This window comes from Novosphingobium sp. BL-S-34, assembly GCF_056857015.1.
This window is the reverse complement of record NZ_CM166473.1, coordinates 1970188-1992513: the sequence shown is the minus strand read 5'-3', so window position 1 is coordinate 1992513 and position 22326 is coordinate 1970188. Positions and strand designations below refer to the sequence as shown.

Here is a 22326-nt window from a genome sequence, read left to right as displayed (position 1 = left end):
ACGCCGGATGGCGGGCACAAAAAAATGGATGGGAGCGCAAGGCTCCCATCCATCCTTCGATCCGATCGATCGCGAAGGGTCAGTCGACCGCCATCGCCGCCGCCGCCAGCTTTTCGAGATCGAGATACTGTTCCTTCTCGACCGATACGCCGACGCCGAAGATCGTGCCGTTCTTGAACTCACCCGGCGAGGCGTATTCCTCGCTGACCGCATCGCCGCTGTCGCGCCCGATGCACAGGCCGTCACCGGAGAGCGTGAACTTGCCGAGCTGGGTCTTCATGTCGCCCGAGTCCACGGCCTGTTCGTTGACGTAGAGCGTGGTCTTGCCCAGCGATTCTCCGTATTCGCCCGCCTTCTCGCGGATGAACTCCATGCCCAGCGAATACTTGCCGGGAGTGAGCTTGTCCGAGACGAACTTCTGCTCGGGCTTGATGCCCAGGAAGTTGTAGACGTAGTGCAGCTTGCCGTCCTTGATGAACAGCGAGTGCCCGCCGAAGCGTGAGCCATGCGCGAAGATCACGCCTTCGGTGCTGTCGGTCACTTCGACATCGGCGATGATCTTGTAGTTGCGCCCACGCACGTTCACGGCAACGCCTTCCGGTACGGGCGCGGTGCCCGGATAGTAGACGTAGCGTTCACGCGGCGGCTCGGTGGAGGGACGTTCGGTGCCCAGCACTTCGGCCGCGCTGCGGTCGTCAAGCGGAAGCACGTTGTTGGCATCGGCTTCCTCGAACCAGGCCTTGATCAGGGCCTGCAGCTTTTCGGGATGCTCCTTGGCAAGGTCGACCGATTCCGAGCGATCCTCGTCGACGTTGTAGAGTTCCCAATCGTCCTGGTCGAAGTGGCCCTTGCCGGTCAGCGGGGCATGGATCGCGGCGGCCTTCCAGCCGTCTTCCCAGATGCCGCGGGTGCCGAGCATGGCGTAGTACTGGCGCTTCTTCTGCGTCGCGCCGTCGGCCTCGAAGCTGTACTTCATCGACACGCCGGACAGCGGGTGCTGCTTCACGCCGTGATGGGTTTCGGGCATCTGGATGCCGATGCATTCGAGCAGCGTGGGCACCAGGTCCACCGCGTGGTGGTACTGGTTGCGCACTTCGCCCTTGGCCTTGATGCCCTTGGGCCAGGAAATGACCATCGGGCAGGCGGTGCCCCCGGCATATTCCGAATAGCGCTTGAACATCTTGTACGGCGCCGAGAAGGCCGCCGCCCAGCCGGTGGGATAGTGGTTGTAGGTTTCCGGCCCGCCCAGCACGTCGAGATACTTGAGGTTCTCTTCGACCGAGTCGGGATAGTTGTTGAAGAACTTGTTCTCGTTCACCGAGCCGTTGGGACCGCCTTCGCCCGATGCGCCGTTGTCGGAGCAGTAGAGGACGATGGTGTTGTCCAGCTGCCCGCTCTGTTCGAGGTAGTCGATCAGGCGGCCCACCTGCACATCGGTATATTCCGACATGCCGGCATAGACTTCGGCCATGCGCGAGAAGAGGCGCTTTTCGTCCGCGCTCAGTTCCTCCCACGGGCGCACGTAGTCGCCGGGGTTGGCCTGGTCTTCGCGAACCGGGTTGAAATCTTCCAGCTTGGTGCCGGCCGGCAGCAGGCCCTTCTCGATCATCCGGGGCACGACCCACTTGCGATAGGCGTCGTAACCGTCGTCGAACTTGCCCTTGTACTTGTCGGCATATTCCTTAGGGGAATGGTGCGGGGCATGGTTGGCGCCGGGGCAGAGCCACATGAACCAGGGCTTGGAGGGGTTGCTGGCCTTCTGGTCGCGGATCATCTGCATGGCCTGGTCCACCAGGTCCTTGGACAAGTGGTAGCCGTCCTCGGGCAGGTAGGGCTGGTCGATGAACTTGTTGTCCTCGACCAGGTCGGGATACCAGTTGTTGGTCTCACCGCCGAGGAAGCCGTAGTACCGGTCGAAGCCCTTCTGCAGCGGCCATTCCGACTTCGGCCCGCCGGAGCAGATGTCCTGTTCGGGCACGTTGTGGTCCTTGCCCAGCCAGTAGGTGCTGTAGCCGTTGCCCTGCAGCATCTGGCCGATCGACATGCAGTTTTCCGGCACGCGGCCGCTCCAGCCCGGGAAGCCGTTCGACGCCTCGGTAATGCAGGACATGCCGTTGAGGTGGTGGTTGCGGCCCGTCAGGAAGCACGAGCGGGTGGGCGAACACAGCGCGGTGGTGTGCCACTGCGTGTAGGTCAGGCCGTTGTCGGCCAGCTTCTGCAGCGTGGGCATGTTGATGGCGCCGCCATAAGGCTGCCATGCCGCCTGGCCGGTATCATCGTAAAGCACGATCAGGACGTTCGGTGCCCCTTCCGGCGCCTTGGGCGGCAGGAATGGCTCCCAGTCCGCTTTCGAATCGCGAATGTCGAGCTTGATGACGCCTTTGAATTCCTTCTGGGCCACGGCCAGTCTCCTTCATTTCGGTCGGCATTTCGGGTTGGGTTTATGCCGCGCTCGCGCGCCTTCCGGGCCGCGAAAGTTCGGCCGGACATGAATTTGTGACGCACCGTATCGGCGGTTCGGCGGCTCCTTCGGCGCGTCACGCCCTATCGGGTACCCGATCCCCGTGGCGGCACCCATCGGGACTCTCCCGCGAAAGACCCAGGCGATTCCCTGACATGGCGATGGGTCCGGCCCATTCAGGAGCCGCTCCCGGGCCGGTCTCGGGAATTGTCCCCCCGCAAAGGCAAGGAAATCGCCCATAGCCCCGGCCCCGGGGACGGGCGAGCGTGCCGGTATTGGCCCGGGGGCTGGCCCGGTGCTGGCCCGTATTGGGCCCTGACCGGGCGGGCCGGTCCATCGAGGGAGAACGACCAGATGAGATTCGCCGCGACACTCGCTGCCCTGTTGCTGGCGGGAACTTGCGCTGCCGCTCACGCGCAGGAGCAGGATGCCGCTTCGGCCGGTGCCGCTTCCGAAGGGCAGGCGCTGGCGGACAAGCTGGCGAACCCGATCTCCAGCCTGATCTCGGTGCCGCTCCAGTCCAATTACGACTGCTGCTACGGCCCGGCGGACGGGGACCGCTATACCCTGAACATCCAGCCGGTGATCCCGCTGGGCATCACGAAGGACTGGAACCTCATCACCCGCACGATCCTGCCGGTCATCAGCCAGGAGACCACCGTACGCGGCGGCAAGGGCGACACCGGCCTCGGCGATACCCTGCAGAGCTTCTTCCTTTCGCCCAAGGCGGCGAAAAACGGCGTGGTCTGGGGGGTCGGCCCGGCCATTCTCTGGCCCACCGGCAATGCCACTTTCGGGTCGGACAAGTTCGGCGCCGGGCCGACCGCAGTGCTGTTGAAGCAGGGCGGGGGGCTGACGTTCGGCTTCCTGGCCAATCACCTCTGGTCATTCGCCGGCAAGTCTTCCGCGCCGGGGATCAGCCAGACCTTCCTCCAGCCTTTCATCACCAAGACCCTGCCCGATTCCACCAGCTTCGCCCTCAACACCGAGACGAGCTACGACTGGAAGTCCAAGGACTGGACGGTTCCGGTGAACCTTTCGGTCAGCCATGTGGTGAAGTTCGGCAAGCAGCCGGTCAGCCTGGGCGTGGGCGCGCGCTACTATGCCGAGCGGCCGCGCTTCGGCCCGGAGTGGGGCGCCCGCTTCGTGATGACCCTGCTGTTCCCCGAATAAGGCGGATTCCCGGACAGGCGGATCAATCCTGCGCGAACTCGGCATTAATCCCGATGGGGCGGCTGGCGGCGCGGGCAGATAGTCATAGCCGCCCGTCGGGCGACCTTAGAGGAGAGACTATATGGCACGTTCCGGCTCAATCGGCCCGACACGGAAGGCGGCGCTCATGGCGACCGCGATGGCATTGGCGGGGATAGGGGCGCTATGCGGGCCGGTGGCGCCTTCCGCCCGGGCGCAGGCCGCTTCCGCGGATGCCGCCTCCAGCCCCATCGACCCCGCCGCCATGCAGGCCATGGACCGCATGAGCGCCTTCCTGCTGACTCTCGGCAGCTTCCGCGTCACGGCGGACGCCACCACCGAGCAGGTTCTGGTCACCGGCCAGAAGATCCAGTTCGGCGGCAAGGTGAACATCCTGGCGAAGCGGCCCAATGCCTTCAAGATCGTCACGGATTCCGACACCCAGCTTCGCGAGATGTACTACGACGGCAAGACCTTCACGATCTTCGCCCCGCGCGTGGGCTTCTACGCGGACTTCCCGGCGGCCTCCTCGATCGGCCTGACCATCGACAAGGCCAAGCGCGACTACGGCATCGAGCTGCCCCTGGCCGACTTCTTCACCTGGGGCACCGACCAGACCCTGCGTTCGCGCGTGAAGGAGGCCATGGTCGTGCGGCCGGAGACGATCGATGACCGCAAGTGCATGCACTATGCCTTCCGCCAGGAGAAAGTGGACTGGCAGATCTGGATCGAGGACGGCGCCCGGCCGCTGCCCTGCAAGCTGGTCATCACCAACAAGGACGATCCCGCCATGCCGCAATATGTCGCCGTATTGCACTGGGACACGCAAGTGACGCCGGGCACGGCCGACCTGGCCTTCACCCCGCCAGCGAACGCACATCGTATCACCATGGCGGACGTCAATGCCGCCGCAACCAAGGGAGAAGGGCAGTGAGCCTGATCGTCTCCGCGCCTCTGGCGCTCGTGGCCGGACTCGCATTGGGGCTGGACGGGGTCTCGGCCGCGTCGCTGGCAGGGCCGGACATGCTGCCGGCATCGGCCGTGTCGGGAAGTGAGGCGCAGCTTGCGCCGGGTGGCGGCCAGCGCCGTCCCGCAGGCGGCGGTGCCCACGCGCGGCCTGCCGGTGGCGGCGGCGGAGCGCGTGCCGCCGCGCCCCGCTCCGGCGGCCGTCCGCCGGTGCGCGGCGGGGCCTCCACCAACATCAACCACAGCGCCGATCGCAACGTGAACCGGAACGTCAATCGCAACGTGAACCGCAATGTCGACGTCAACGTCCATGGCGACTATCACGGTGGTTATCACGACGACTGGGACGATTGGGACGATCACTGGCACCCGGTGGCGACGATGGCGGTTGCCGCCACGACCGCGGCGGTGGTCGGCTCCATCGTCCGCAGCGTGCCGCCCAGCTGCACCACGACGATCGTCAACGGCGTCAGCTACTCCCAATGCGGCAGCACCTGGTATCAGCCGCAGTATTCGGGATCGTCCGTCCAGTACGTCGTGGTCAATCCTCCGCGCTGAGGGGACCGGCGCGCCGGCGCTCGTCGGCGCGCAGACGCTGGACGCAAGGGAAAGGCGGCGGACCGATCCGGTCCGCCGCCTTTCTCGTTACCGGCAATGCGATCAGAACGAGGCCTGGAGCAGCACCGCCGGGCCATAGAGCTTGTAGCGCACGCGGCCGTCCCAGCGCTCCTTGTCGATCCCCAGGCGGTAGTCGACATAGCGATAGGCCACCCCCAGCTGGAGGTTCTTCGCCACCGCGTAGTTGGCGCCGACCTGGGCGTTGAGCAGGCGGCCGTCGTAATCGTCGATCTTGAGCGAAAGCCAGTCGAACCGGCCGTTCAGCTCCACCCGCGGGGCGACCTTGTACGTCACGAAGGCGCCGATCGTGGGGAGCGGTGCCAGCACGTTGCGGCGGCGGACTTCGCTCTGGCCGGTCACGCCGCCCACGGTGCCGACGCCGCTGAGCGACATCTCGAACCGGGTGACGTGCGCGCCGATCGCGGCGCCCAGTTCCACCGTGGAGTTCTGCACGAAGGCATAGCCCACGGTGAGGCGGTAGATCTCGCTGTCGAAGCCGCTGCGCACCTGGGCAGTGGCGGGATAGACGACGCCGTCGAACGAGATGTCGCGCGCCAGGCCGATCTGGCCATTGCGGTTGAGCTTGTAGAAGTCAGCGCCCACGACCACCCGGCCGAAGCGTGCACCGGCCGTGAAGGAGGGCAGGATCTCGTCCTTGTCGAGCGCCAAGTCCTTTTCGAAATCGATGTCCGTGCCGATGTCCGCCTGGGTCTTGGTGGCCACGCGCACGTCGGTATCGACTTTGGGGAAGAACGCCATGGCGCTGACCCAGTACTTGTTGTCCAGCGTCTGGGCCGAGGCGGGGGCGTGGAGCCCCAGTGCGGCACAGGCCGATGCCAGCAGGGCGATCCGCCGTCTGTTGCGGGCGGGCCGCATCCGCTCAGGCGCGCTTTGTCCGGAACCTCGGCGGAGTGTCGGAACCACGTCGGAAATCTGGGCTTCCATGGTCTGCTCCTGTCAGAGGCGGCCTGGTATCGATGGCAGGCGGCCCAAAGTGAATGAGGTCTTCGAAAAGGCGGGGAGAACCCGGGTGACGGGCTCTCAATTCGTGGTTTTCCCGAAGGATATGCCTGCAAGGATATGGGCGCCGCCGAGTCCCGCGTATCCGGGCCAATCCCGAGGCAGGCATCAGGGAAACCCCTACTCCTGCACCCAAGGAGACGCGGTTCCGGCCGGGGCAGGCGCCGGGGAAGTCGAGAGCGCCCGGCACGGCATCTACTGCGGCGCAGGCTGCGTGGCCGGCAGCACCCCCGGCACGGTCCGCCAGCGGTCGAAATCGGCGCGGGATTCGCCGCGCATGGACTGGCTGAGCAGCAGCATGGGGAACTGCGATTCCCGGATGCCGCCCGATGCCGGCCGGTCGATGTCCATGATCAGCATGAGTGACATGACCACCAGCAGGTTCATCACGCAGGACAAGTAGAAGCTCGCGCGGGTGCGGATGATGTAGCCGATGATGAAGGCGGCGATCAGCACGTAGACGATCAGCACCCAGAACACTTCCTCGGGCACATGGGCCATGCGACCGGTCTTGCGCGAAGTATCGAGGTCTATCACCGCGTTGATCGAGGACACGAAAGTGCTGGACATATCGTACTGGCGGATGCTGTCGAACCCGGCCAGGGTGGCGGACCAGATGTCGTTGACGATGCGGTTGTTCTCCGCCAGCTCGTTGCGCAGCTGCTCCGGCGTCGGGTCTCCGGCCAGGGCTATGCGGTTATCGGTATAGCGGGTCAGCAGCGCGCTCAGGCGGGCACGGTGCGGGTCGGGCAGGATCTGCGTCTGGAGATAGGCCGTGCCGATGGCGTTGGCTTCTTCCAGCACCAGGCCCCTGCGCGTTTCGAAACGGTCCACCGCCAGAGCGAAGGTGAAGCCCAGCAGCAGGGCCAGCAGGCCCAGCACGGCCGGTACGATCGCGCTGTTCACATCGTCGCCCGGATCGTCGGCCCCGGCTTTCGCGGAGGTGGTGGCCGCACCCGGCATGCGGGGATCGGCACTGACCGTGGTAGAGCGGCGCGCCCCTTCGATCCGGGTTCCCAGCCTCATGCCCAGCCATGTCAGGCCGACCACCACGGCAAGGAGCACGAGCCCCAGGATGACGATGGGGACCGAGGCAAGCGGACTGGTTATGGGCATCATGACAGGCTCCGTTGGGCGATAGATGGGGCGGCGAGAGGTGGGGCGGCAAGCGATGGGGCAGCGGGGCGGGAAATCGGGCCGGTGCTCACACCAGTCGCGTGGCGATGGCGGTGAAAAGGAACAGGCCTGCCACGGACATCACGAAAGCCACCAGCAGCACGGAGCGGCCGAGCTTGAAAGGCTCGACGCGGGCGACGTCGCGCAGGGTGATCCAGTAGCTGGCCGTGCCCAGCAGCATGGCGCCGGTACCCGCCGCCGCCAGGAACATGCCGACATGCTGCGGGCTGTCGGTACGGGTGATCTGGGCGTTGTCCGCCAGACTCTGGAGAAATTTGTAGATCGTGAAGCCGAAGCTGAGCATCGACAGCGAAGTGCGGATCCACGCCATCAGCGTGCGGTCTGCCGCCAGGATCGTGCGGATTGCGCCCAGGTCGCCCGGTAGTTCGGGCGTTTCTCCCTGGGCAGGTTGCGTCGTGGCCATCAAGGCATCTCCCGTGTAGGACCCGATCAGGGGGCGGCGGTTCCCATTGTCGCGGCACGCGCCTCGGCAGCGTCCCGCATCGCCTCGGCCCGGCGCTCGGCCCGCTCGCGGAGCGCATCCATGTCGCGGTCCAGGAAATAGTTCAGCAGCGTCCTGAGGACGGCGATGGCGGCCAGCTTGCCGATGGCGTCCCAGTTGGGTGCGATCGTGGTTTCCACGATGTCTGCGGCAAGCTGGAACGTCAGCCCGGCCACCAGCCAGCGCCCGAGCGAAAGCCAGACCGGGCCCAGTTCCTCTTCGGAACCGTTGAACAGCAGCAGGCGCGACAGGCCGATGGCGCCCTGGATCGAACCGATGGCAATGGCCAGCATCGCCAGCAGGTTCACCCCCAGCGCCAGGTATTCGGCTATGCTATGCAGAATGTCTTCCATCGACAGGCCCCTTCTTCGGACCCTGGGAGGATGTTCCGTTCGGGCGGCCTTTGCCCATCGGGAGAATCCCCGGCAAAAGCGGCGGCGGCTCCCCGAAGCGAGGGCTGTGGGCCCTTGCGAACAGGGATACCAGTGAGTATCTGAAAGGCGGGAAGGGAGCGCGCCCATTCGCGCCAACCGCTCGCAGGAGAGCCCATGAAGCACCAGATCAACCGCGTCCGCCACGAACTGCACCGCCGCACGCTCGTGGTCAGCCGGGTCGAGAACGTCACGCCGAACATGTTGCGGCTTACCCTGAGCGGGGACGAGCTGGCCGGTTTCACCAGCCTCGCGCCTGACGATCATATCAAGGTCTTCGTGCCCGAAGGAGAAAACGGCGAAACCGCCATGCGCGACTACACGCCGCGCCGCTACGACGCGGAAAACAATGCGTTGATCGTAGACTTCGCGATTCACGAGGCAGGGCCGGTCACCGCCTGGGCTTCGGGCGCGAAAGTGGGCGACGAGGCGCGCATCGGCGGTCCGCGCGGTTCGCTGGTGGTGCCGCAGGACTTCGACTGGTGGCTGCTGGTGGGAGACGAGACCGCACTGCCCGCCATCGGTCGCCGGATCGAGGAACTCGCGCCCGGAACCCCCGTAACCAGCCTGGTCGCCGTGACAGGGGCGGAAGAAGAGCAGGTATTCGCAACCGCCGCGCAGCACGAGGCCATCTGGGTGCACCGCCCGGCCGCGCAGGCCATCGATGCCGAACCGCTGCTGGAAGCCCTGCGCCAGTTCGTGCCGCCCGCGGGCGACGGTTTCATCTGGATCGCCGCGGAAGGCGCCGTGACGCGGGCGCTGCGCACTTATGTGCTGGAGGAACTGGGCCATGTGCCGCAGTGGCTCAAGGCCAGCGGTTACTGGGTGAAGGGTGCGGCGGACACGACGGAGAAGTTCGAAAGTTGATCCCCAGGGCGCCGCTGCGGGCAAGGCGCGGCGCCTCTTTGAATACCGATTAGTATCCCGAAGCGGGCCGCGCAGACGGCCCGCTTCGGCAAGAAACGCCAGGCCGTCCGAACGAGGCGGACCGACAGGAGAAGTGGGCATATGACGCGGCTGACGCGGAGTGAAAGCCAGGCGCTCACGCGCCTGCGGCTGCTGAAATCGGCGCGCGAGCTGTTCCGGCGCGACGGCTATGCCGTGACCTCGGTAGACCGCATCGCCGAAGCGGCGGGCTACAGCAAGGGCGCGGTCTATTCCAATTTCGAGGGCAAGGAAGCGATCTTCCTGGCCGTGCTGGAATCGGAAAGCGAGGAGAACCTCCGGGAATTGCTGGCACGGCTGGAAAAGGCCGAGGAAACGGCGGAAATCGTGACCATTCTGGCAGATTGGGCCGATGAGCGCTCGCGGTTTGGGGGATGGTCGCTGACCATTCTGGAACATGCCCGCGTGGCCCAGGGCAAGGACTCGCTGCGCCAACAGGAAGAGATCGTGCGCGGGCAGTGGCGCAAGCTCGGCAGCTATCTGCTCGGCCGTTTCCCGGGGTGCCGGGCCGCGCCCGAGCAGCTTGGCGCGCTGCTGTTCGAGATCGCCTTCGCCCCGGCCCTGACCTTCGTGTCCGCACCCCGCGCCGGAGACCTCGTGCGGCTGGCGCTGCCGCCCCTGCTTCCCGGCTAAGGCCCCTGCTCCACCACGAAAGTTTCCCGCAAGGGTTGTAATCGGGAAACCGCCCGGTATCCTGAATCCCGTCGTGTCCGGATGGCCGGGTGCGGCGGAGGTTGCCGCCATGATCGCTGCCCAGGCGCCGCTTCGCGCCCCGATGAGACGCGTCCCCAAGGCGCGAACGTCGCCCAGGTCTCCGCAGACCTGCGAGCGCGCTCCGCCCGGCGCCTGACGCGCAAGCTCTCGATACCGACAACCAAAACCGCTCCGCGGCCGTTACCCTGGTGACGGCCGAGGCTTCGGCGCGCCTGCAGGCGTGCCCGCCGCCCATCCACCCGATCTGCCCGGACCGATTTCTGGCCGACAGATCACGACAAGGAACCGCCATGCCCGCCCCGACCTCGTCCGCTCCCAGTGCTTCAGGCCTGACTTCCTCCGGCCCCCTCGACCAGCCCGTCACCCTGCACGTCTGGAAGGAGAAGTACCGGCACGCCGATGAGCAGAGCCCGTCCGACACCTTCCGGCGCGTGGTGGCGGGCGTCTATGCCCGGGACGATGCCGCCCAGGCGGCCGAGGCGCTGGCGGCGCTGGAGGCGCGCGACTGGGTGCCCGGTGGCCGCATCTTCGCGGGCGCGGGCACCGGCAAGCGGGTGACCTGGATCAACTGCTTCGTCAGTCCGATCATCCAGGATTCGATGGATACCGAGCCGGACCTGCCGGGCGTGGGCATCATGGACGCCTTGAAAGTGGCCGCCTTCACGCAGCAGCAGGGCGGCGGCATCGGCATGGACTTCGGCACGATCCGCCCCGACGGCGCGGTGGTGGGCCGCACGGCCTCGGTCTCCTCGGGCGTGATCCCGTTCATGGTCATGTGGGACGGCATGTGCGTGACGATCCGCAGCAGCGGATCGCGGCGCGGCGCGATGATGGCCATGCTGCCGGTCTGGCACCCGGACGTGATCGCCTTCGTGGAAGCCAAGACGCGCAAGGACGTGCTGAAGAACTTCAACGTCTCGGTGGCGATCACTGACGATTTCATGGCCGCGCTGGAAGCCGATGCGGACTGGGACCTGGGCTTCTCCGTGCCCCGCGCGGACGGCAGCCATGTCGCCGTCACCGAGCGCGACGGCAAGCCGTGGTACGTCTATCGCCGTATGCGCGCGGCGGAACTGTTCGACCTCATCACCCGCACGACTTACGAATATGCCGAGCCGGGCGTGGTCTTCGTGGACCGGGTGAACCGGCTCAACAACCTTTCCTACTGCGAGACGATCTCGGCCACCAACCCTTGCGGCGAGCAGCCCCTGCCGCCCAACGGCGATTGCGATCTGGGCCACGTCAACCTCGCCAACATGGTGCTCGATCCCTTCACTGCCGCTGCGCGGGTGGACTGGGAGCGGCTGGCCAGAACCGTGCGGATCGGCGTCCGCTTCCTCGACAACGTGCTGGAAACCTCGCCCTTCCCCACCGAGGACCAGCGGCTGGAGGCGCAGGCCAAGCGCCGCATCGGGCTGGGCTTCACCGGCCTGGGCAATCTGCTCCAGCAGTTGGGCCTGCGCTATGGCGAGGCTGCCGTGCCGATGGTGGAGGAAGTCTGCGCGGCGATGGCGGCAGAAGCCTATCGCGCCTCGATCGCGCTGGCGAAGGAGCGCGGGCCGTTCCCCGCCTATGACCGGGACCAGTTCGCCCGTGCGCCGATGCTGGACAAGCTCCCCGCGGACATCCGCGCCGACGTGGCCAGCCACGGGATCCGCAACGGCGTGCTGCTCACCATCGCGCCCACCGGCACCACCAGCATCTTCTACGGCAATGTCAGCTCCGGCATCGAGCCGAGCTTCTCCTGGCGCTACAACCGCGCCGTCGTGGTGGAGCAGACCGCCACCGAGCAGCGCACGGAAAGCTTCACTGTCGAGGACTACGGCTGGTACCTCTACAGCCGCCTGCCGGGCTTCGATCCGGCCGCGCCGCTGCCGCCCTACATGGTGACCGCGCTGGAACTCTCGGTGGAGGATCATATCGCCGTGGCCGCCGCCGCGCAGAAATGGGTGGACGCGGCGATCTCCAAGACGATCAACTGCCCGGCGGACATGCCCTACGCGGCGTTCCGCGCGGTCTACCTGAAGGCCTGGGAGACCGGCATGAAGGGATGCACCACGTACCGGCCCAGCGGCGTGCGAGGTTCCGTGCTGTCAGAGCCGGTGGCGGAACAGGTGAAGGAAACGGCCGGGGAAACGGCCAAGCCTGCAGCGCCGGCGCCGACATTCCCCAGCGAGGCGCCGGTGCCCAAGCGCCCGGAAATGCTTCAGGGCCGCACGATCAAGATCAAGTGGCCGGTCGATGGCGAGAACTACTACCTCACCATCAACGATTACCTCGCGCCGGACGGCCGCCGCATTCCCTTCGAAATCTTCATCAACACCAGTTCGGCCGAGAATTTCGAGACGATGGCGGCACTCACCCGCACCCTCTCGGCGGTCTGCCGCCGGGGCGACGCGGTGTTCATCTTCGAGGAACTGGAGCGCGTCCATTCGGCCAAGGGCGGGGCTTTCGTGGCTCTGGAGCACGATACTAAGGGTCGCTACGCCCCCAGCCTGATCGCGCTGATCGGCCGCATCCTGCGCGAACACGCGGAAGGCCCGGTCGGGGCGCCCGCGGCGGCGAACGACACGGGGGTTGCCGGAGAGACCTGCCCGAACTGCGGCGAGCACTCCGCGATCATGATGGAGGGCTGCCTCACCTGCCCGCAATGCGGCTTCAGCAAATGCGGGTGAGGTCCTGACCCTAGGTCTCGTCCGTATCGATGGCCCGGCTGAGCCGGCGCCGGAACAGCAGGGTCAGCGCGGTAGCGACGGCCACGAGCGCGAAGACAGCCAGCGCGACGTGGCCGAAGCGCCGGAGGTGGCCGAAAGCCAACTCCACGACCTGTCCGAAGCTGTAGCCGATCCCGGCGATCACCACGCCCCATACCGCCGCCGCCAGCGCGTTGAGCGCCACGAAGCGGCGGGCAGGGATGTTCGAGGTGCCGATGGCGATGGGGCTGATCGTGCGCAAGCCGTAGAGGAAGCGGAAGGCCAGGATGAAGCCGGTGGGATAGCGCTCCAGCAGCTTGAGCACGCGGGCGAATGCCTTCCGTTCGGTGACTTTGCGCACCAGCCTGTGCATGCGGAAGCGGCGGCCGAGCAGGAAGAAGAACTGGTCCGCCACGAAAGAGCCGATGGCGGCGGCGGCCATGACGCTCGAAAGCGGCATCAGGCCCTGGTGCGCGATGAGACCGCCGGTCATGACCACCGTCTCGCCCTCCACCGCCGCGCCCAGTGCCACGGCGGGAAGGCCGAACCGGGCGATCAGCGCCGCTATGGACATTGCGGGTATGTGCCCTACCGGACGCGCGCCGGGGCGGCATCCATCGGGGGCATGCCGGTCAGAGCTTGTCTTCCACCACCCGCAGGCGTGCACCCGCGCCGACGGCGATGGAGGCGCCGTCGGGATATTCGACCACGCCGTCCGGACGAAGCATGGCGAATTCCACCGTATCCATGCTGCCGTTGATGGTGATCGGCGTGATCGTGGACATCGGCACCGTATCGCCCTTCACCTTGAAGGTGTCGATCCGCCAGGCCAGGACCTGGTCCATCTCCGCCGAATCCGTGCGCTCACGGCCCTTGCGGGTCTCGGTGGAGAGATAATAGCCTTCGGTTGCCGGCACGCATGCCGTTGAAATAAGCTCGTGATCTACCACGCCGTTTCGTCCTAGTGTGCCCCCGCGGGCGTTCCCGGCGCTTTGCACGGGATCGACCACGCAGGCCTATCCTAGCCGCGCTTACGGCATCCTTACAGGGTGTTTTTCACAGGTATTTTCATTAGGGCGACACTTGCCGGGCCAGGCCTGTCTGCGGATTCCGTTGCCGTCTGGGCACCGTCGGCGCTCTCGATGCCTTCGGCGCGGGCGGCGCCATATTGCGCTTCCCAGGCGGCCAGATCGCTGCGGTATTGCTCATAGCTGTCGAAGAAGGCGCGGAACGGGGCCTCGGCACTGGCCAGGGCCGAGGGCGCGAAGCCTTCGAGCTGGGCCGGGGTCACGGCTTGAAGCGAGCCCGTCAGCTCCAGCGCGGCGCGGCAAAGCGAGGGCACTACCGGCGGCAGCGCGAAGAAGTTGTAGACCTGCGTCTGGTAGGCCTCGCGTTCGCGAATGGCCTTGGCGCCGAAGCGGGCGCGAAATTCCTTGTCGAGCGTCTTGTTGGTGGCCGCCAGGGACTTGGCGTACTTCTTCTGGAACTCGGTGTACCCCGCCAGGATCGGCGCACCATCGGCCCCGGTGCAGTTGAGCGCCGCCACGTTGTAGGCGGAGCGCAAGTTCCAGATCGCCTGCGCCGGGGAGAGCGCGCTGTTGACGGTATGGCGCGCGCCGTCGGCGGCGCGGGCGGGAATGGCCATGCTGGGAGAGGCGCCCATCGGCGGCATCGGGCGCGGCGGCACCACCACCACGGGCGGCGGCGGGGGCGGCGGCACTTCGGCCACTTTCGGCGCACTGCAGCCCGCCAGCAGCGCGGCCAGCGCCGTGCCAGCAGCGGCGCCGAGAATTGCAGTCTTGCGGGAAACCGCTGCGGTCATCGTCCTGTCCATTCCATCACCCCGTCCATTGGTCTCATGCCGAATTGTCACGCCTTGCGCCGCCGCCGCCGTCCCAGCAGCCGCGATCCGAGCAAGGTCAGCCCCATTGCCGTGGCCGCCAGGGCCAGTCCGCCCAGCAGCAGCTTGCCCTCATCGATCGCCAGCGCCGCGCCCAGCGGTCCGGCGGCGAGGTAGCCGGGGGCGAACATCAGCGGCACCCAGAGGCAGGCCGAAGTGACGTTGGCGATCTGGAAAGGCCGCCGGGGCATGGCCAGAACGCCGGCCACCAGCGGCACCGTCGCGCGGATCGGGCCGAGGAAGCGGCCCATGAAGATCGCCGCGAACCCGTATTTGCGGAAGAACAGCCGGGTGCGCGCCACGGCCGGACGGTGGCGGTTCAGCGGCCAGCGGCGATAGACGCGCGGGCCGATGCGGTTGCCGAAAGCGTAGGAGACCCAGTCCCCCAGGATCGATCCTGCCACGGCCCAGAGGAAGATCGGCCAGGCTTCCAGCGCATCGGCGCCGATGAGGCCGCCGATCGCCAGCATGACGGCGGTGGCCGGCACGAACAGGCCGACGATGGCCAGCGACTCCCCGAAGCAGAGCACACCCACCACCGGCCCGGCCCAGATGCCGTGGGCCGATACGAAGGCGCTGGCCTGGTCGATCATGCCTTCCATGGCAGGGTCAGGCCCCGCCCGGATCAGGGCGGGTGCCGAAACCGCGGGGAGAACGCCCCCCAGAGACAAAGTTCGGCGCTACGCTCACGCGGCGCGGCTCAGGGCTTCGGCGGGGCATGGTTCGGCAGAGCAGGGGGCGGCGGGGCAAGTGTCAGCCGGGGAGAGGCTGCGCCCGAGAACGTCCATGTAGCAGGCCAGCACCTGGTGCGAGGCGGCGTCCCAGTCGTAGGCCTTGCTCGCCTCGCGCGCGAAAGCGCCCATCCGGGCACGGCGGCGGCTGTCGCTCACCAGCAGGCGCAGGGCATCCAGAGCGCCCTCCTCGTCGCCGGGAGCGTAGAGCAGGCCGGAGCCGCCCTCCAGCAGGTTGCGCCCGCTCGGCATGTCGACGCAGACGGTGGGCAGGCCCGAGGCCATGGCCTCCAGTGTGACGTTGCCGAAAGCCTCGGTCGTGCTGGGATTGAGGAACAAGTCGGCGCTGGCCACGGCGCGGCCTAGCTCTGCGCCCATGAGGTGGCCGGCGAAACGGGCCTGGGGCAGCTTCTGCTCCAGCCAGGCGCGCTCGGGGCCGTCTCCCACGATCAGCGGGCGGACCGGCAGGCCCTCCGCGATCAGGCGGCGGCAGAGCGCGACGAAGGCGGCCAGGCCCTTTTCGCGCACCAGGCGGCCGAAATGGAGCACGGCCACTTCGCCTTCGGCCACGCCCATCGCGCGGCGCCAGCCCAGGTCGCGCGCATGCGGCGTGAACTGCGTGCGGTCCACCCCGCGTCCCCAGAGCCGCGTGCGACCGGCCAGCCCGGCCTCGGCAAATTCCGCGGCGATGGCGGGGGTGGGCACCAGGATGCGATCCGAATTGCGGTAGAAGCGCGCGAGGTGCCGCTCCATCGCCGGGCGCACGAGGCCTGCGCCGTAGAAAGCGGCATAAGTCTCGAAGCGGGTGTGCAGGCTGGAGACGACCGGGATGCCGGCCTGCCGCGCCAGGCGCTGGGCAGCGGTGCCGGTCCAGTCGGGCGCGGAGACATGGACGATCTCCGGCGCGAACTCGGCCAGATTGGCGCGGATGCGGCGCGGCAGGCCCAGCCCCAGCCGATAGTCGCCGCGCCCCGGGATCCTCACCGAAGGGACCGATATCAGCGTTCCTTCGGGCGCGAAGGCGGGGGCGGGCGCCGTCGGCGAATAGACGCGCACGGTGCAGCCGCGCCGCTCCAGATAGCCGACCAGCCGGTTGAGCGCCTGGTTCGCGCCGTCGCGGACGTAGTTGTAGTTTCCCGAAAAGAGCGCGACGCGCGGGCGCCGGCTGGAAGCGGGCGCGCGGGGGGGAAGGGGGCGTGGCAGGGACGGGCGTTCTTCGGGCGCGATTTCGACTTGCGGCTTCATGTCCTGGTTTCGATTTGCGGCGCGGTCCGTTCCGCCCGCCGCTCGGCGCCGCGCTATTCCGCCTTGGCTTACCGCAACCTTACAGCCTGCCGGTGCGTGAGAGGATGTGCGCAGGGGCGCATGTCTGTTGCGCGCCGGTTCCATCCCCGCGATAGATGGGGGGATGACTGGCACTCCGATCACTCCCGCCCCGCGGCTCCCCGAAGGCGCGCCATGCGGCTGCTGATCGTCGAGGACAATGCCGAGCTGGCCGAGCTGATCGGCATGCACCTTCGCGACGGGGGCTTCGGCAACGATATCGTCGCCACCGCGGAAGAGGCGCGCATCCTGGTGGAGGCGGGCAACCACGCCGCGCTGCTTCTCGACCTTGGCCTGCCCGACCAGGACGGCATCGCCCTGCTCCGCTCGCTGCGGGCTGCCGGCCATTACCTGCCGGTGCTGGTGCTGACCGCGCGTTCGGCCATTGCCGACCGGGTCGCCGGGCTCAATGCCGGGGCCGACGATTACCTGCCCAAGCCCTTTGCTGCGGAGGAACTGATCGCCCGCGTGGCCGCGCTGCTGCGCCGCTCCATGGGCGAGAACGGCAGCGAGATCGCCTGCGGCCGCTTGCGCTACGACGTGGCCTCGCAAACGGTGCGGGTGGGACGGAACGGAGAGGTTTCCAGCATCGTCCTGGCCCCGCGCGAGGTCCAGTTGCTCGACCTGCTGATGCGCCAGCGAGACAAAGTGGTGCGCAAGACCCAGATCGAATCCGTGTTCTTCGGCCTTGGCGAGGAATTCTCCTCCAATGCCGCCGAAGTCAGCGTGCACCGGCTGCGCAAGCGGCTGACGGCGCTGGAGGCGAGCGTGGAGATCGTGACGGTGCGCGGCCTGGGCTACCTGCTGCGCGCCGCGCCGGAAGCGTTGCCTGTGGGGCTGCCGGAAGCGGCACCTGAAGTCTCGGCCCCCGATCCGGCCACCCATCCGGCCCCCGATCCGGCGCCCTGATGCCCACCCATTCGATCCTGCGCCGCATCCTGTTGCTCCATGCGGCGGCCACGCTGGTCACGGCGGTCCTGGCGGCCTGGGGCGCGATGCTGCTGATCGACAGCACGGGGGACCGGCTGCAACGCCAGATCCTGGACGAATATGCCCAGAAGATGCAGCACGGGCTCCACCGGCAGGGGGGCGGCTGGACGATCTCGGAGGAAACCGCCTCGGCCCTGCGCGGCGGCGGCTCCAGCTTCAGTTTCTGGATCGAGGACGAGGGGCGGCCCGTCGCCATCGAGAACTTGCGCTCTGACCCTTCGCTGTCAGTGCCGATGCGGGCGGGTGCGGCCTATTTCAAGCGGGTGCGCGGGCCGCGGATCTATTCCGGCGTCTCCATGCCGCTGATGGGCGAGCGGGGCAGCTGGCTGGTGATCGTGCAGAACCTCGACCATCCGGACGTGATCTTCGACGACCTGCGCGCCGATATCGCGGTGGTGGGCGGGGTGCTGCTGGCCGTGTTCCTGGTGGGGCTGCTGGCGGTGGACGCCTATATCGTGCGCCAGTCGCTGGCGCCGCTCAAGCGGGCCTCGCGGCAAGTGGGGCAAGTCTCGCCCTATCAGCTCCAGCAGCGGGTGGACACGGCGGGCATGCCCGAGGAAGTCGTGCCGCTGCTCCAGGCGATCAATGCCGCGCTCGACAGGGTCGAGGAAGCCTATCGCATCGAACGCGACTTCGCGGCGGATGCGGCCCACGAACTGCGCACCCCGCTAGCGATCCTGCGCTTGTTGGTGGAGCAGGACGGTGCGCCCGAGGCGGTGCCCCGGCTGCAACGGCAGATCGACGCGCTGGAGGCCATGGTGGAACGGCTGCTGCTGCTGGCGGAAGTGGACGCCATGGCCTGCGACCCCGGCGAAGTGACGGATCTGCGCGCTTTGGCGGAAGAACGCGTGGCGGGAATTGCGCCTCTGTTCATCGCCCGCGGGCAGGAGATCGAGATCGTCGGCGCCGAAAGCGTGCCCGTCTTCGCCGCGCACCACCTAGCCGCGCGTGCGCTCGATTCCCTGCTGGAAAACGCCATGAAGCACACGCCCGCCGGAACGCATGTGGTGGTGACCGTGGATCCCGCCGCCGAAATCCGCGTGGCCGATGACGGACCGGGCCTGCCGCCCGTCGCCGCCGGTGACGAACTCTTCGCGCGCTTCTCCTCGGCGCGGCGCGACTTCAAGAGCGGGTCGGGGCTGGGGCTGGCCATCGCCAGCGAACTCATGGCGCGGACCGGCGGCAATCTGGAGGCCGCCGAGAACCGCCCGCACGGCACCGTGTTCCGCATGCGCTTCCACCCAGTGCCGACGGCGCCGCGCGGCGGGGCTGAGAGGGATCAGGACTGCGCAAGGGGTCGCAGGAGCGACGGACATGCGCGGAACAACCGCGCACGCCGCCCTGCATGATGGCCGTCAGGGCTCCTGACGGGCTCCATCGGCCTTGGCCAGGATCAGCGAGAAATCGCCCTGCGGGTCGGTCCAGTGCTCCAGTTCGCGCCAACCGCTGGCGGCCAGCAGTACGCGCATTTCCCCGGGGCGGTACTTGTGGCAATTCTCGGTGTGGATGGTTTCGCCGCCTTCCATGCGGAAGGGCTGGCCGTCCACCTCGAAGCGGATCGCGCGGCGGGCTTCCAGATGCATCTCGACACGGCTGGCCAGCGGATTCCAGCGCGATACATGGCGGAATTCCCCGACCGGGATCGAGCCGCGCAGCTCGCGGTTGATGCGCTGGAGCAAGTTGAGGTTGAACAGGGCCGTAACCCCCTGAGCATCGTCATAGGCGGCGGTCAGCCGCTGCGGGTCTTTCACCCGGTCGATGCCGATCAGCAGGTGGGCATTCGTGCCCAGCGTCTCGCGCATGGAGCGCAGCAGGTCCACGGCGGCTTCCGGGGTGAGGTTGCCGATGGTCGATCCGGGGAAGAAGCCCAGCATGCTGCGCGCCTCGCCATCCTGCCGCAGCGGCAGGTGGACGGGGTTCATGAAGTTCGCTTCCACCGGCACGATGCGCAGCGCGGGGAACAGGCCCTGGAGCGCGGCGCAGGCCTCGTCCAGGAATTCGCCGCAGATGTCGACCGGCACATATGTCGCACGCGGCATGGATTTCAGCAGGATGCGCGTCTTGATCGAGCTGCCCGATCCGAATTCCACCACCGTGGCATCGCTGCCGATGCGCTCCGCCACAGCGGGGCAATGGGCCTGCAGCAGCGCGGTTTCGGTGCGGGTGGGGTAGTATTCGGGGACCTGGGTGATCGCTTCGAACAGTTGCGATCCGCGCATGTCGTAGAACCAGCGCGCGGGCACCGCTTTTTGCGTTTGCGCAAGACCGCGCAGCACGTCGGCGCGGAAGGCGGGATCTGCCTCGGGCGCTCTGGCAAGGGGACGGACAGTCGGATTCTCGTCGTTCCTGGGGGCCGTGAAATACATGTCAGAGGCTCCTTGCGAGGCGAAGTCCGGTGAACTGCCAGCGCTGGTGGGGGTGGAAGAAGTTGCGGTAGGAAGGGCGGACATGGCCGCGCGGGGTGGCGCAGCTGCCGCCGCGCAGCACGAACTGGCTGGACATGAACTTGCCGTTGTATTCGCCCACGGCGCCCGCTGCCGGGCGATAGCCGGGCCAGGGGCGATAGGCCGATCCGGTCCACTCCCAGACATTGCCGTAGAGCGAGGCGAAGCCGTCCACTTCCTCTTCCGCACGGGGCGCTGCGGGGCCAGCCCGGTCCAGTTGCAGGCCGCCAAGAGGATCGCGGCCACGCGCAGCGGCTTCCCATTCGTGCTCGGTGGGCAGGCGGGCGCCGGCCCATGTCGCGAAAGCATCGGCTTCGTAGAAGGAGATATGCGTCACCGGGGCTTCGGGATCGACGTCCTGCCAGCCCGCCAGCGTGAACTGTTCCCACTGCCGTCCGCCGCCGCGCCAGTAGAGCGGCGCTGAGACGGTTTCGAGGCCTTCTGCGGCGCCACGCACCCAGTCCCAGCCATCCGATAGCCAGAGCGCGGCCGTGCCGTAGCCCTGGTCGGCGATGAACTCGATCCATTCGCCATTGGTCACCGGGCGGTTGGCCAGGGCATGGGGGGCGAGCCAGGCGGGGTGGCGCGGCAGTTCGTTGTCGAACGCGAAGCGCTCGTCTGGGCCGGCCCCGATCTCCGCCAGCCCCTCTGGCCCTTCGATCCAGCGCAGCGGGGCGCTGCGGGCCGGCGTGGAGGCCGGCGGGGAGGGAGCCGCATAAGCGGGGCCGAGCGGATTGCGTGAAAACAGGTGCTTGATGTCGGTCAGCAGCAGTTCCTGGTGTTGCTGCTCGTGCTGGATGCCCAGTTCCACCAACTCGCCGTGGCGTTCCAGCAGGAGGGGCATGGCCTCCAGCATGGCGGCTTCCACATGGGCGCGATAGTCCAGCACGTCTGCCAGCGTGGGCCGCGTCAGCAGGCCGCGCTCGGGCCGGGCAAGGCGGGCGCCTTCGGCCTCGTAATAGCTGTTGAACAGGAAGGGCCAGCGCGGATCGTGAAGGCGATAGCCGGGCACATGGTCGCGCAGGAGGAAAGTCTCGAAGAACCAGGTCGTATGCGCGAGATGCCACTTGGCGGGCGAGGCATCGGGCATGGACTGGACGGCGGCGTCGGCCTCGTTCAGCCCCTGCACCAGATCGCGGCTGAGATGGCGGGTTCGCTGGAATCTGTCGGCCATATCCCCGGGAGAGAGGGCGGGGCGCACGTTCGCACGGCTCGACTGTTCCTTCATCGTCTCTCCTTCCGCTACCCGCGTGGGCACGCCTCATGTCCGCCAGCGCCGGAAAAGAAGTCCAGCGCTCACGAAACGAAGGTATGTCGTAGGTAGTGCTCGGGAGGCCGCGAGGTTCCGAGCACCGGAAAAATCCCCATGCGATGCTACCGGCGGTACCCCGTTACGGCCGGTGCGGTTGGGCGGAGCCGGGGTCGCGGGCGAAAAGCAGGGTGGCGCCCAGCACCACCGCTCCGGCGAGTGCCAGCGGCACGGCCAGGCCGACGCGGAGCAGCAGGGCCGCACCCAGGGCCGCGCCGAGGAAGATCGAGAGCACGGCGGCAAGGCGGCGCGCGAAGTTGGGGGAGACGCGCCCTGCCATGTCGGCGGCGATGCCGGTGATCGTCAGGGTGAGCACGGTGGTCGTCAGGTCCGGCACTTTCAGTGCGCGCACCGTGGCATTGCGCAGCCCCATCGCGAAACCGGTGAGGGCGATGACCGAAAGCACGGCGATCTCCGGTGCCTGTGCGGCCACGTCGATCCGGGTGGAAATCGCCGCGGCGACCCACAGCAAGCCGGCTTCCACCACGGCCGCGCGGATCAGCCAGCGGCGCAGCGGCAGGTCGGTATGGGCCCGCGCCAGGCGTCCCGCTCCCCAGGCGCCGACCATGAAGGCCAGCAGCGCCAGCACCGCCGGCACGACCTTGAAGCCCGGCGTACCCGCGGCCGCAAAGCCCAGGAACACCACGTTGCCGGTCATGTTGGCAGTGAACACTTTGCCAAGCCCGAGCACCGAAGCGGCATCGACAAGGCCGGTCGTTGCGGACAGCAGCAGCAGCAGGCGTGGGAGCGATGTCTTGGCGGTGATGGTCGGGCCGGTTGTGGGCGAAGTCATGGCGAGGGGCTCCATCGGGACAGGTGTTATCGAATGCGCCGCCCCGGATGCGATCGGGGCGGACGGGAATGCGTTGGTGGAGCCGTTGTCGCCAGAATCCCCTTTTCGGTGAAGCTGGA

The 22326-nt window shown here is 67.6% G+C and carries 21 protein-coding genes; 8 read left to right on the top strand and 13 right to left on the bottom strand.

Annotated features, from left to right (window positions below):
• Positions 1 to 79: 79 nt before the first annotated feature.
• Positions 80 to 2401 carry an arylsulfatase gene (locus tag AC1VV3_RS22485; RefSeq protein WP_431567804.1) on the bottom strand — a complete coding sequence of 774 codons (2322 nt, stop codon included), beginning with the start codon at positions 2399 to 2401 and terminating at the stop codon, positions 80 to 82.
• Positions 2402 to 2815: 414 nt separating this feature from the next.
• On the opposite strand from AC1VV3_RS22485, the gene AC1VV3_RS22480 reads away from it, so the two are divergent.
• From AC1VV3_RS22480 to AC1VV3_RS22470, 3 genes are all read left to right on the top strand, one after another.
• Positions 2816 to 3634 (top strand): hypothetical protein, encoded by an 819-nt coding sequence (locus AC1VV3_RS22480; RefSeq protein ID WP_482962555.1) that lies wholly within the window; start codon positions 2816 to 2818, stop codon positions 3632 to 3634.
• Between the two features lie 121 nt (positions 3635 to 3755).
• Positions 3756 to 4586, top strand: a complete 831-nt coding sequence (locus AC1VV3_RS22475; protein ID WP_314467498.1) for a DUF2092 domain-containing protein — start codon at positions 3756 to 3758, stop codon at positions 4584 to 4586.
• Positions 4583 to 5176 (top strand): hypothetical protein, encoded by a 594-nt coding sequence (locus AC1VV3_RS22470; RefSeq protein WP_465127323.1) that lies wholly within the window; start codon positions 4583 to 4585, stop codon positions 5174 to 5176. The genes AC1VV3_RS22475 and AC1VV3_RS22470 overlap by 4 nt, the downstream gene beginning before the upstream one ends.
• 102 nt (positions 5177 to 5278) lie before the next feature.
• On the opposite strand, the gene AC1VV3_RS22465 is transcribed toward AC1VV3_RS22470, so the two are convergent.
• The 4 genes from AC1VV3_RS22465 to AC1VV3_RS22450 all read right to left on the bottom strand — a co-directional run bounded on the left by AC1VV3_RS22465 (position 5279) and on the right by AC1VV3_RS22450 (position 8287).
• Entirely contained in the window at positions 5279 to 6181 is a 903-nt protein-coding gene (locus AC1VV3_RS22465; protein WP_431567908.1) for an outer membrane beta-barrel protein, read from the bottom strand.
• 270 nt (positions 6182 to 6451) lie between these two features.
• Positions 6452 to 7372 (bottom strand): bestrophin-like domain, encoded by a 921-nt coding sequence (locus AC1VV3_RS22460; RefSeq protein WP_482962554.1) that lies wholly within the window; start codon positions 7370 to 7372, stop codon positions 6452 to 6454.
• Between the two features lie 88 nt (positions 7373 to 7460).
• Positions 7461 to 7856, bottom strand: a complete 396-nt coding sequence (locus AC1VV3_RS22455; RefSeq protein ID WP_132267775.1) for a YidH family protein — start codon at positions 7854 to 7856, stop codon at positions 7461 to 7463.
• Between the two features lie 26 nt (positions 7857 to 7882).
• The gene (locus AC1VV3_RS22450) at positions 7883 to 8287 is read right to left on the bottom strand and encodes a DUF1622 domain-containing protein (RefSeq protein WP_431567910.1); all 405 of its coding nucleotides are present in this window, start codon (positions 8285 to 8287) and stop codon (positions 7883 to 7885) included.
• Between the two features lie 195 nt (positions 8288 to 8482).
• On the opposite strand from AC1VV3_RS22450, the gene AC1VV3_RS22445 reads away from it, so the two are divergent.
• The 3 genes from AC1VV3_RS22445 to AC1VV3_RS22435 all read left to right on the top strand — a co-directional run bounded on the left by AC1VV3_RS22445 (position 8483) and on the right by AC1VV3_RS22435 (position 12699).
• Positions 8483 to 9232 (top strand): siderophore-interacting protein, encoded by a 750-nt coding sequence (locus AC1VV3_RS22445; RefSeq protein ID WP_132267773.1) that lies wholly within the window; start codon positions 8483 to 8485, stop codon positions 9230 to 9232.
• 141 nt (positions 9233 to 9373) lie between these two features.
• Complete coding sequence (locus tag AC1VV3_RS22440; protein ID WP_482962553.1) at positions 9374 to 9943, top strand: TetR/AcrR family transcriptional regulator; 570 nt, start codon at positions 9374 to 9376, stop codon at positions 9941 to 9943.
• Positions 9944 to 10314: 371 nt separating this feature from the next.
• Complete coding sequence (locus tag AC1VV3_RS22435) at positions 10315 to 12699, top strand: adenosylcobalamin-dependent ribonucleoside-diphosphate reductase (protein ID WP_482962552.1); 2385 nt, start codon at positions 10315 to 10317, stop codon at positions 12697 to 12699.
• A 10-nt stretch (positions 12700 to 12709) separates the two neighbouring features.
• On the opposite strand, the gene AC1VV3_RS22430 is transcribed toward AC1VV3_RS22435, so the two are convergent.
• From AC1VV3_RS22430 to AC1VV3_RS22410, 5 genes are all read right to left on the bottom strand, one after another.
• The gene (locus AC1VV3_RS22430; protein WP_482962551.1) at positions 12710 to 13291 is read right to left on the bottom strand and encodes a DedA family protein; all 582 of its coding nucleotides are present in this window, start codon (positions 13289 to 13291) and stop codon (positions 12710 to 12712) included.
• A gap of 58 nt (positions 13292 to 13349) precedes the next feature.
• On the bottom strand, positions 13350 to 13634 hold the full coding sequence (locus AC1VV3_RS22425) for a hypothetical protein (RefSeq protein WP_132267766.1): 285 nt from the start codon (positions 13632 to 13634) through the stop codon (positions 13350 to 13352).
• Between the two features lie 125 nt (positions 13635 to 13759).
• Positions 13760 to 14539 (bottom strand): hypothetical protein, encoded by a 780-nt coding sequence (locus AC1VV3_RS22420; protein WP_482962550.1) that lies wholly within the window; start codon positions 14537 to 14539, stop codon positions 13760 to 13762.
• A 47-nt stretch (positions 14540 to 14586) separates the two neighbouring features.
• Positions 14587 to 15219 (bottom strand): DedA family protein, encoded by a 633-nt coding sequence (locus tag AC1VV3_RS22415; protein WP_482962549.1) that lies wholly within the window; start codon positions 15217 to 15219, stop codon positions 14587 to 14589.
• An 84-nt stretch (positions 15220 to 15303) separates the two neighbouring features.
• Entirely contained in the window at positions 15304 to 16593 is a 1290-nt protein-coding gene (locus AC1VV3_RS22410) for a glycosyltransferase family 4 protein (RefSeq protein ID WP_482962548.1), read from the bottom strand.
• 213 nt (positions 16594 to 16806) lie between these two features.
• Here AC1VV3_RS22410 and AC1VV3_RS22405 point away from each other — a divergent pair, with 213 nt between their 5' ends.
• On the top strand, positions 16807 to 17580 hold the full coding sequence (locus AC1VV3_RS22405) for a response regulator (RefSeq protein ID WP_482962547.1): 774 nt from the start codon (positions 16807 to 16809) through the stop codon (positions 17578 to 17580).
• On the top strand, positions 17580 to 19010 hold the full coding sequence (locus AC1VV3_RS22400; protein WP_482962546.1) for an ATP-binding protein: 1431 nt from the start codon (positions 17580 to 17582) through the stop codon (positions 19008 to 19010). The genes AC1VV3_RS22405 and AC1VV3_RS22400 overlap by 1 nt, the downstream gene beginning before the upstream one ends.
• A 6-nt stretch (positions 19011 to 19016) precedes the next feature.
• Here the strand turns inward: AC1VV3_RS22400 and egtD are convergent, their stop codons facing one another.
• From egtD to AC1VV3_RS22385, 3 genes are all read right to left on the bottom strand, one after another.
• Complete coding sequence (egtD, locus tag AC1VV3_RS22395; protein ID WP_482962545.1) at positions 19017 to 20027, bottom strand: L-histidine N(alpha)-methyltransferase; 1011 nt, start codon at positions 20025 to 20027, stop codon at positions 19017 to 19019.
• A 1-nt stretch (position 20028) separates the two neighbouring features.
• A complete protein-coding gene (egtB, locus tag AC1VV3_RS22390) occupies positions 20029 to 21333 on the bottom strand; it encodes an ergothioneine biosynthesis protein EgtB (protein WP_482962544.1) in 1305 nt (434 codons plus the stop codon).
• A 163-nt stretch (positions 21334 to 21496) separates the two neighbouring features.
• Positions 21497 to 22207: a YoaK family protein gene (locus tag AC1VV3_RS22385; RefSeq protein ID WP_134093318.1), complete on the bottom strand. Its 711-nt coding sequence runs from the start codon at positions 22205 to 22207 to the stop codon at positions 21497 to 21499.
• Positions 22208 to 22326 lie beyond the last annotated feature (119 nt).

Coding starts and splice junctions, on each gene's coding strand:
- AC1VV3_RS22405 (WP_482962547.1), top strand. CDS start 16,807: ATGCGGCTGCTGATCGTCGAGGACAATGCCGAGCTGGCCGAGCTGATC.
- AC1VV3_RS22435 (WP_482962552.1), top strand. CDS start 10,315: ATGCCCGCCCCGACCTCGTCCGCTCCCAGTGCTTCAGGCCTGACTTCC.
- AC1VV3_RS22400 (WP_482962546.1), top strand. CDS start 17,580: ATGCCCACCCATTCGATCCTGCGCCGCATCCTGTTGCTCCATGCGGCG.
- AC1VV3_RS22415 (WP_482962549.1), bottom strand. CDS start 15,219: ATGGAAGGCATGATCGACCAGGCCAGCGCCTTCGTATCGGCCCACGGC.
- AC1VV3_RS22420 (WP_482962550.1), bottom strand. CDS start 14,539: ATGACCGCAGCGGTTTCCCGCAAGACTGCAATTCTCGGCGCCGCTGCT.
- AC1VV3_RS22480 (WP_482962555.1), top strand. CDS start 2,816: ATGAGATTCGCCGCGACACTCGCTGCCCTGTTGCTGGCGGGAACTTGC.
- AC1VV3_RS22430 (WP_482962551.1), bottom strand. CDS start 13,291: ATGTCCATAGCGGCGCTGATCGCCCGGTTCGGCCTTCCCGCCGTGGCA.
- egtB (WP_482962544.1), bottom strand. CDS start 21,333: ATGAAGGAACAGTCGAGCCGTGCGAACGTGCGCCCCGCCCTCTCTCCC.
- egtD (WP_482962545.1), bottom strand. CDS start 20,027: ATGTATTTCACGGCCCCCAGGAACGACGAGAATCCGACTGTCCGTCCC.
- AC1VV3_RS22445 (WP_132267773.1), top strand. CDS start 8,483: ATGAAGCACCAGATCAACCGCGTCCGCCACGAACTGCACCGCCGCACG.
- AC1VV3_RS22385 (WP_134093318.1), bottom strand. CDS start 22,207: ATGACTTCGCCCACAACCGGCCCGACCATCACCGCCAAGACATCGCTC.
- AC1VV3_RS22440 (WP_482962553.1), top strand. CDS start 9,374: ATGACGCGGCTGACGCGGAGTGAAAGCCAGGCGCTCACGCGCCTGCGG.
- AC1VV3_RS22460 (WP_482962554.1), bottom strand. CDS start 7,372: ATGCCCATAACCAGTCCGCTTGCCTCGGTCCCCATCGTCATCCTGGGG.
- AC1VV3_RS22410 (WP_482962548.1), bottom strand. CDS start 16,593: ATGAAGCCGCAAGTCGAAATCGCGCCCGAAGAACGCCCGTCCCTGCCA.
- AC1VV3_RS22450 (WP_431567910.1), bottom strand. CDS start 8,287: ATGGAAGACATTCTGCATAGCATAGCCGAATACCTGGCGCTGGGGGTG.
- AC1VV3_RS22465 (WP_431567908.1), bottom strand. CDS start 6,181: ATGGAAGCCCAGATTTCCGACGTGGTTCCGACACTCCGCCGAGGTTCC.
- AC1VV3_RS22475 (WP_314467498.1), top strand. CDS start 3,756: ATGGCACGTTCCGGCTCAATCGGCCCGACACGGAAGGCGGCGCTCATG.
- AC1VV3_RS22455 (WP_132267775.1), bottom strand. CDS start 7,856: ATGGCCACGACGCAACCTGCCCAGGGAGAAACGCCCGAACTACCGGGC.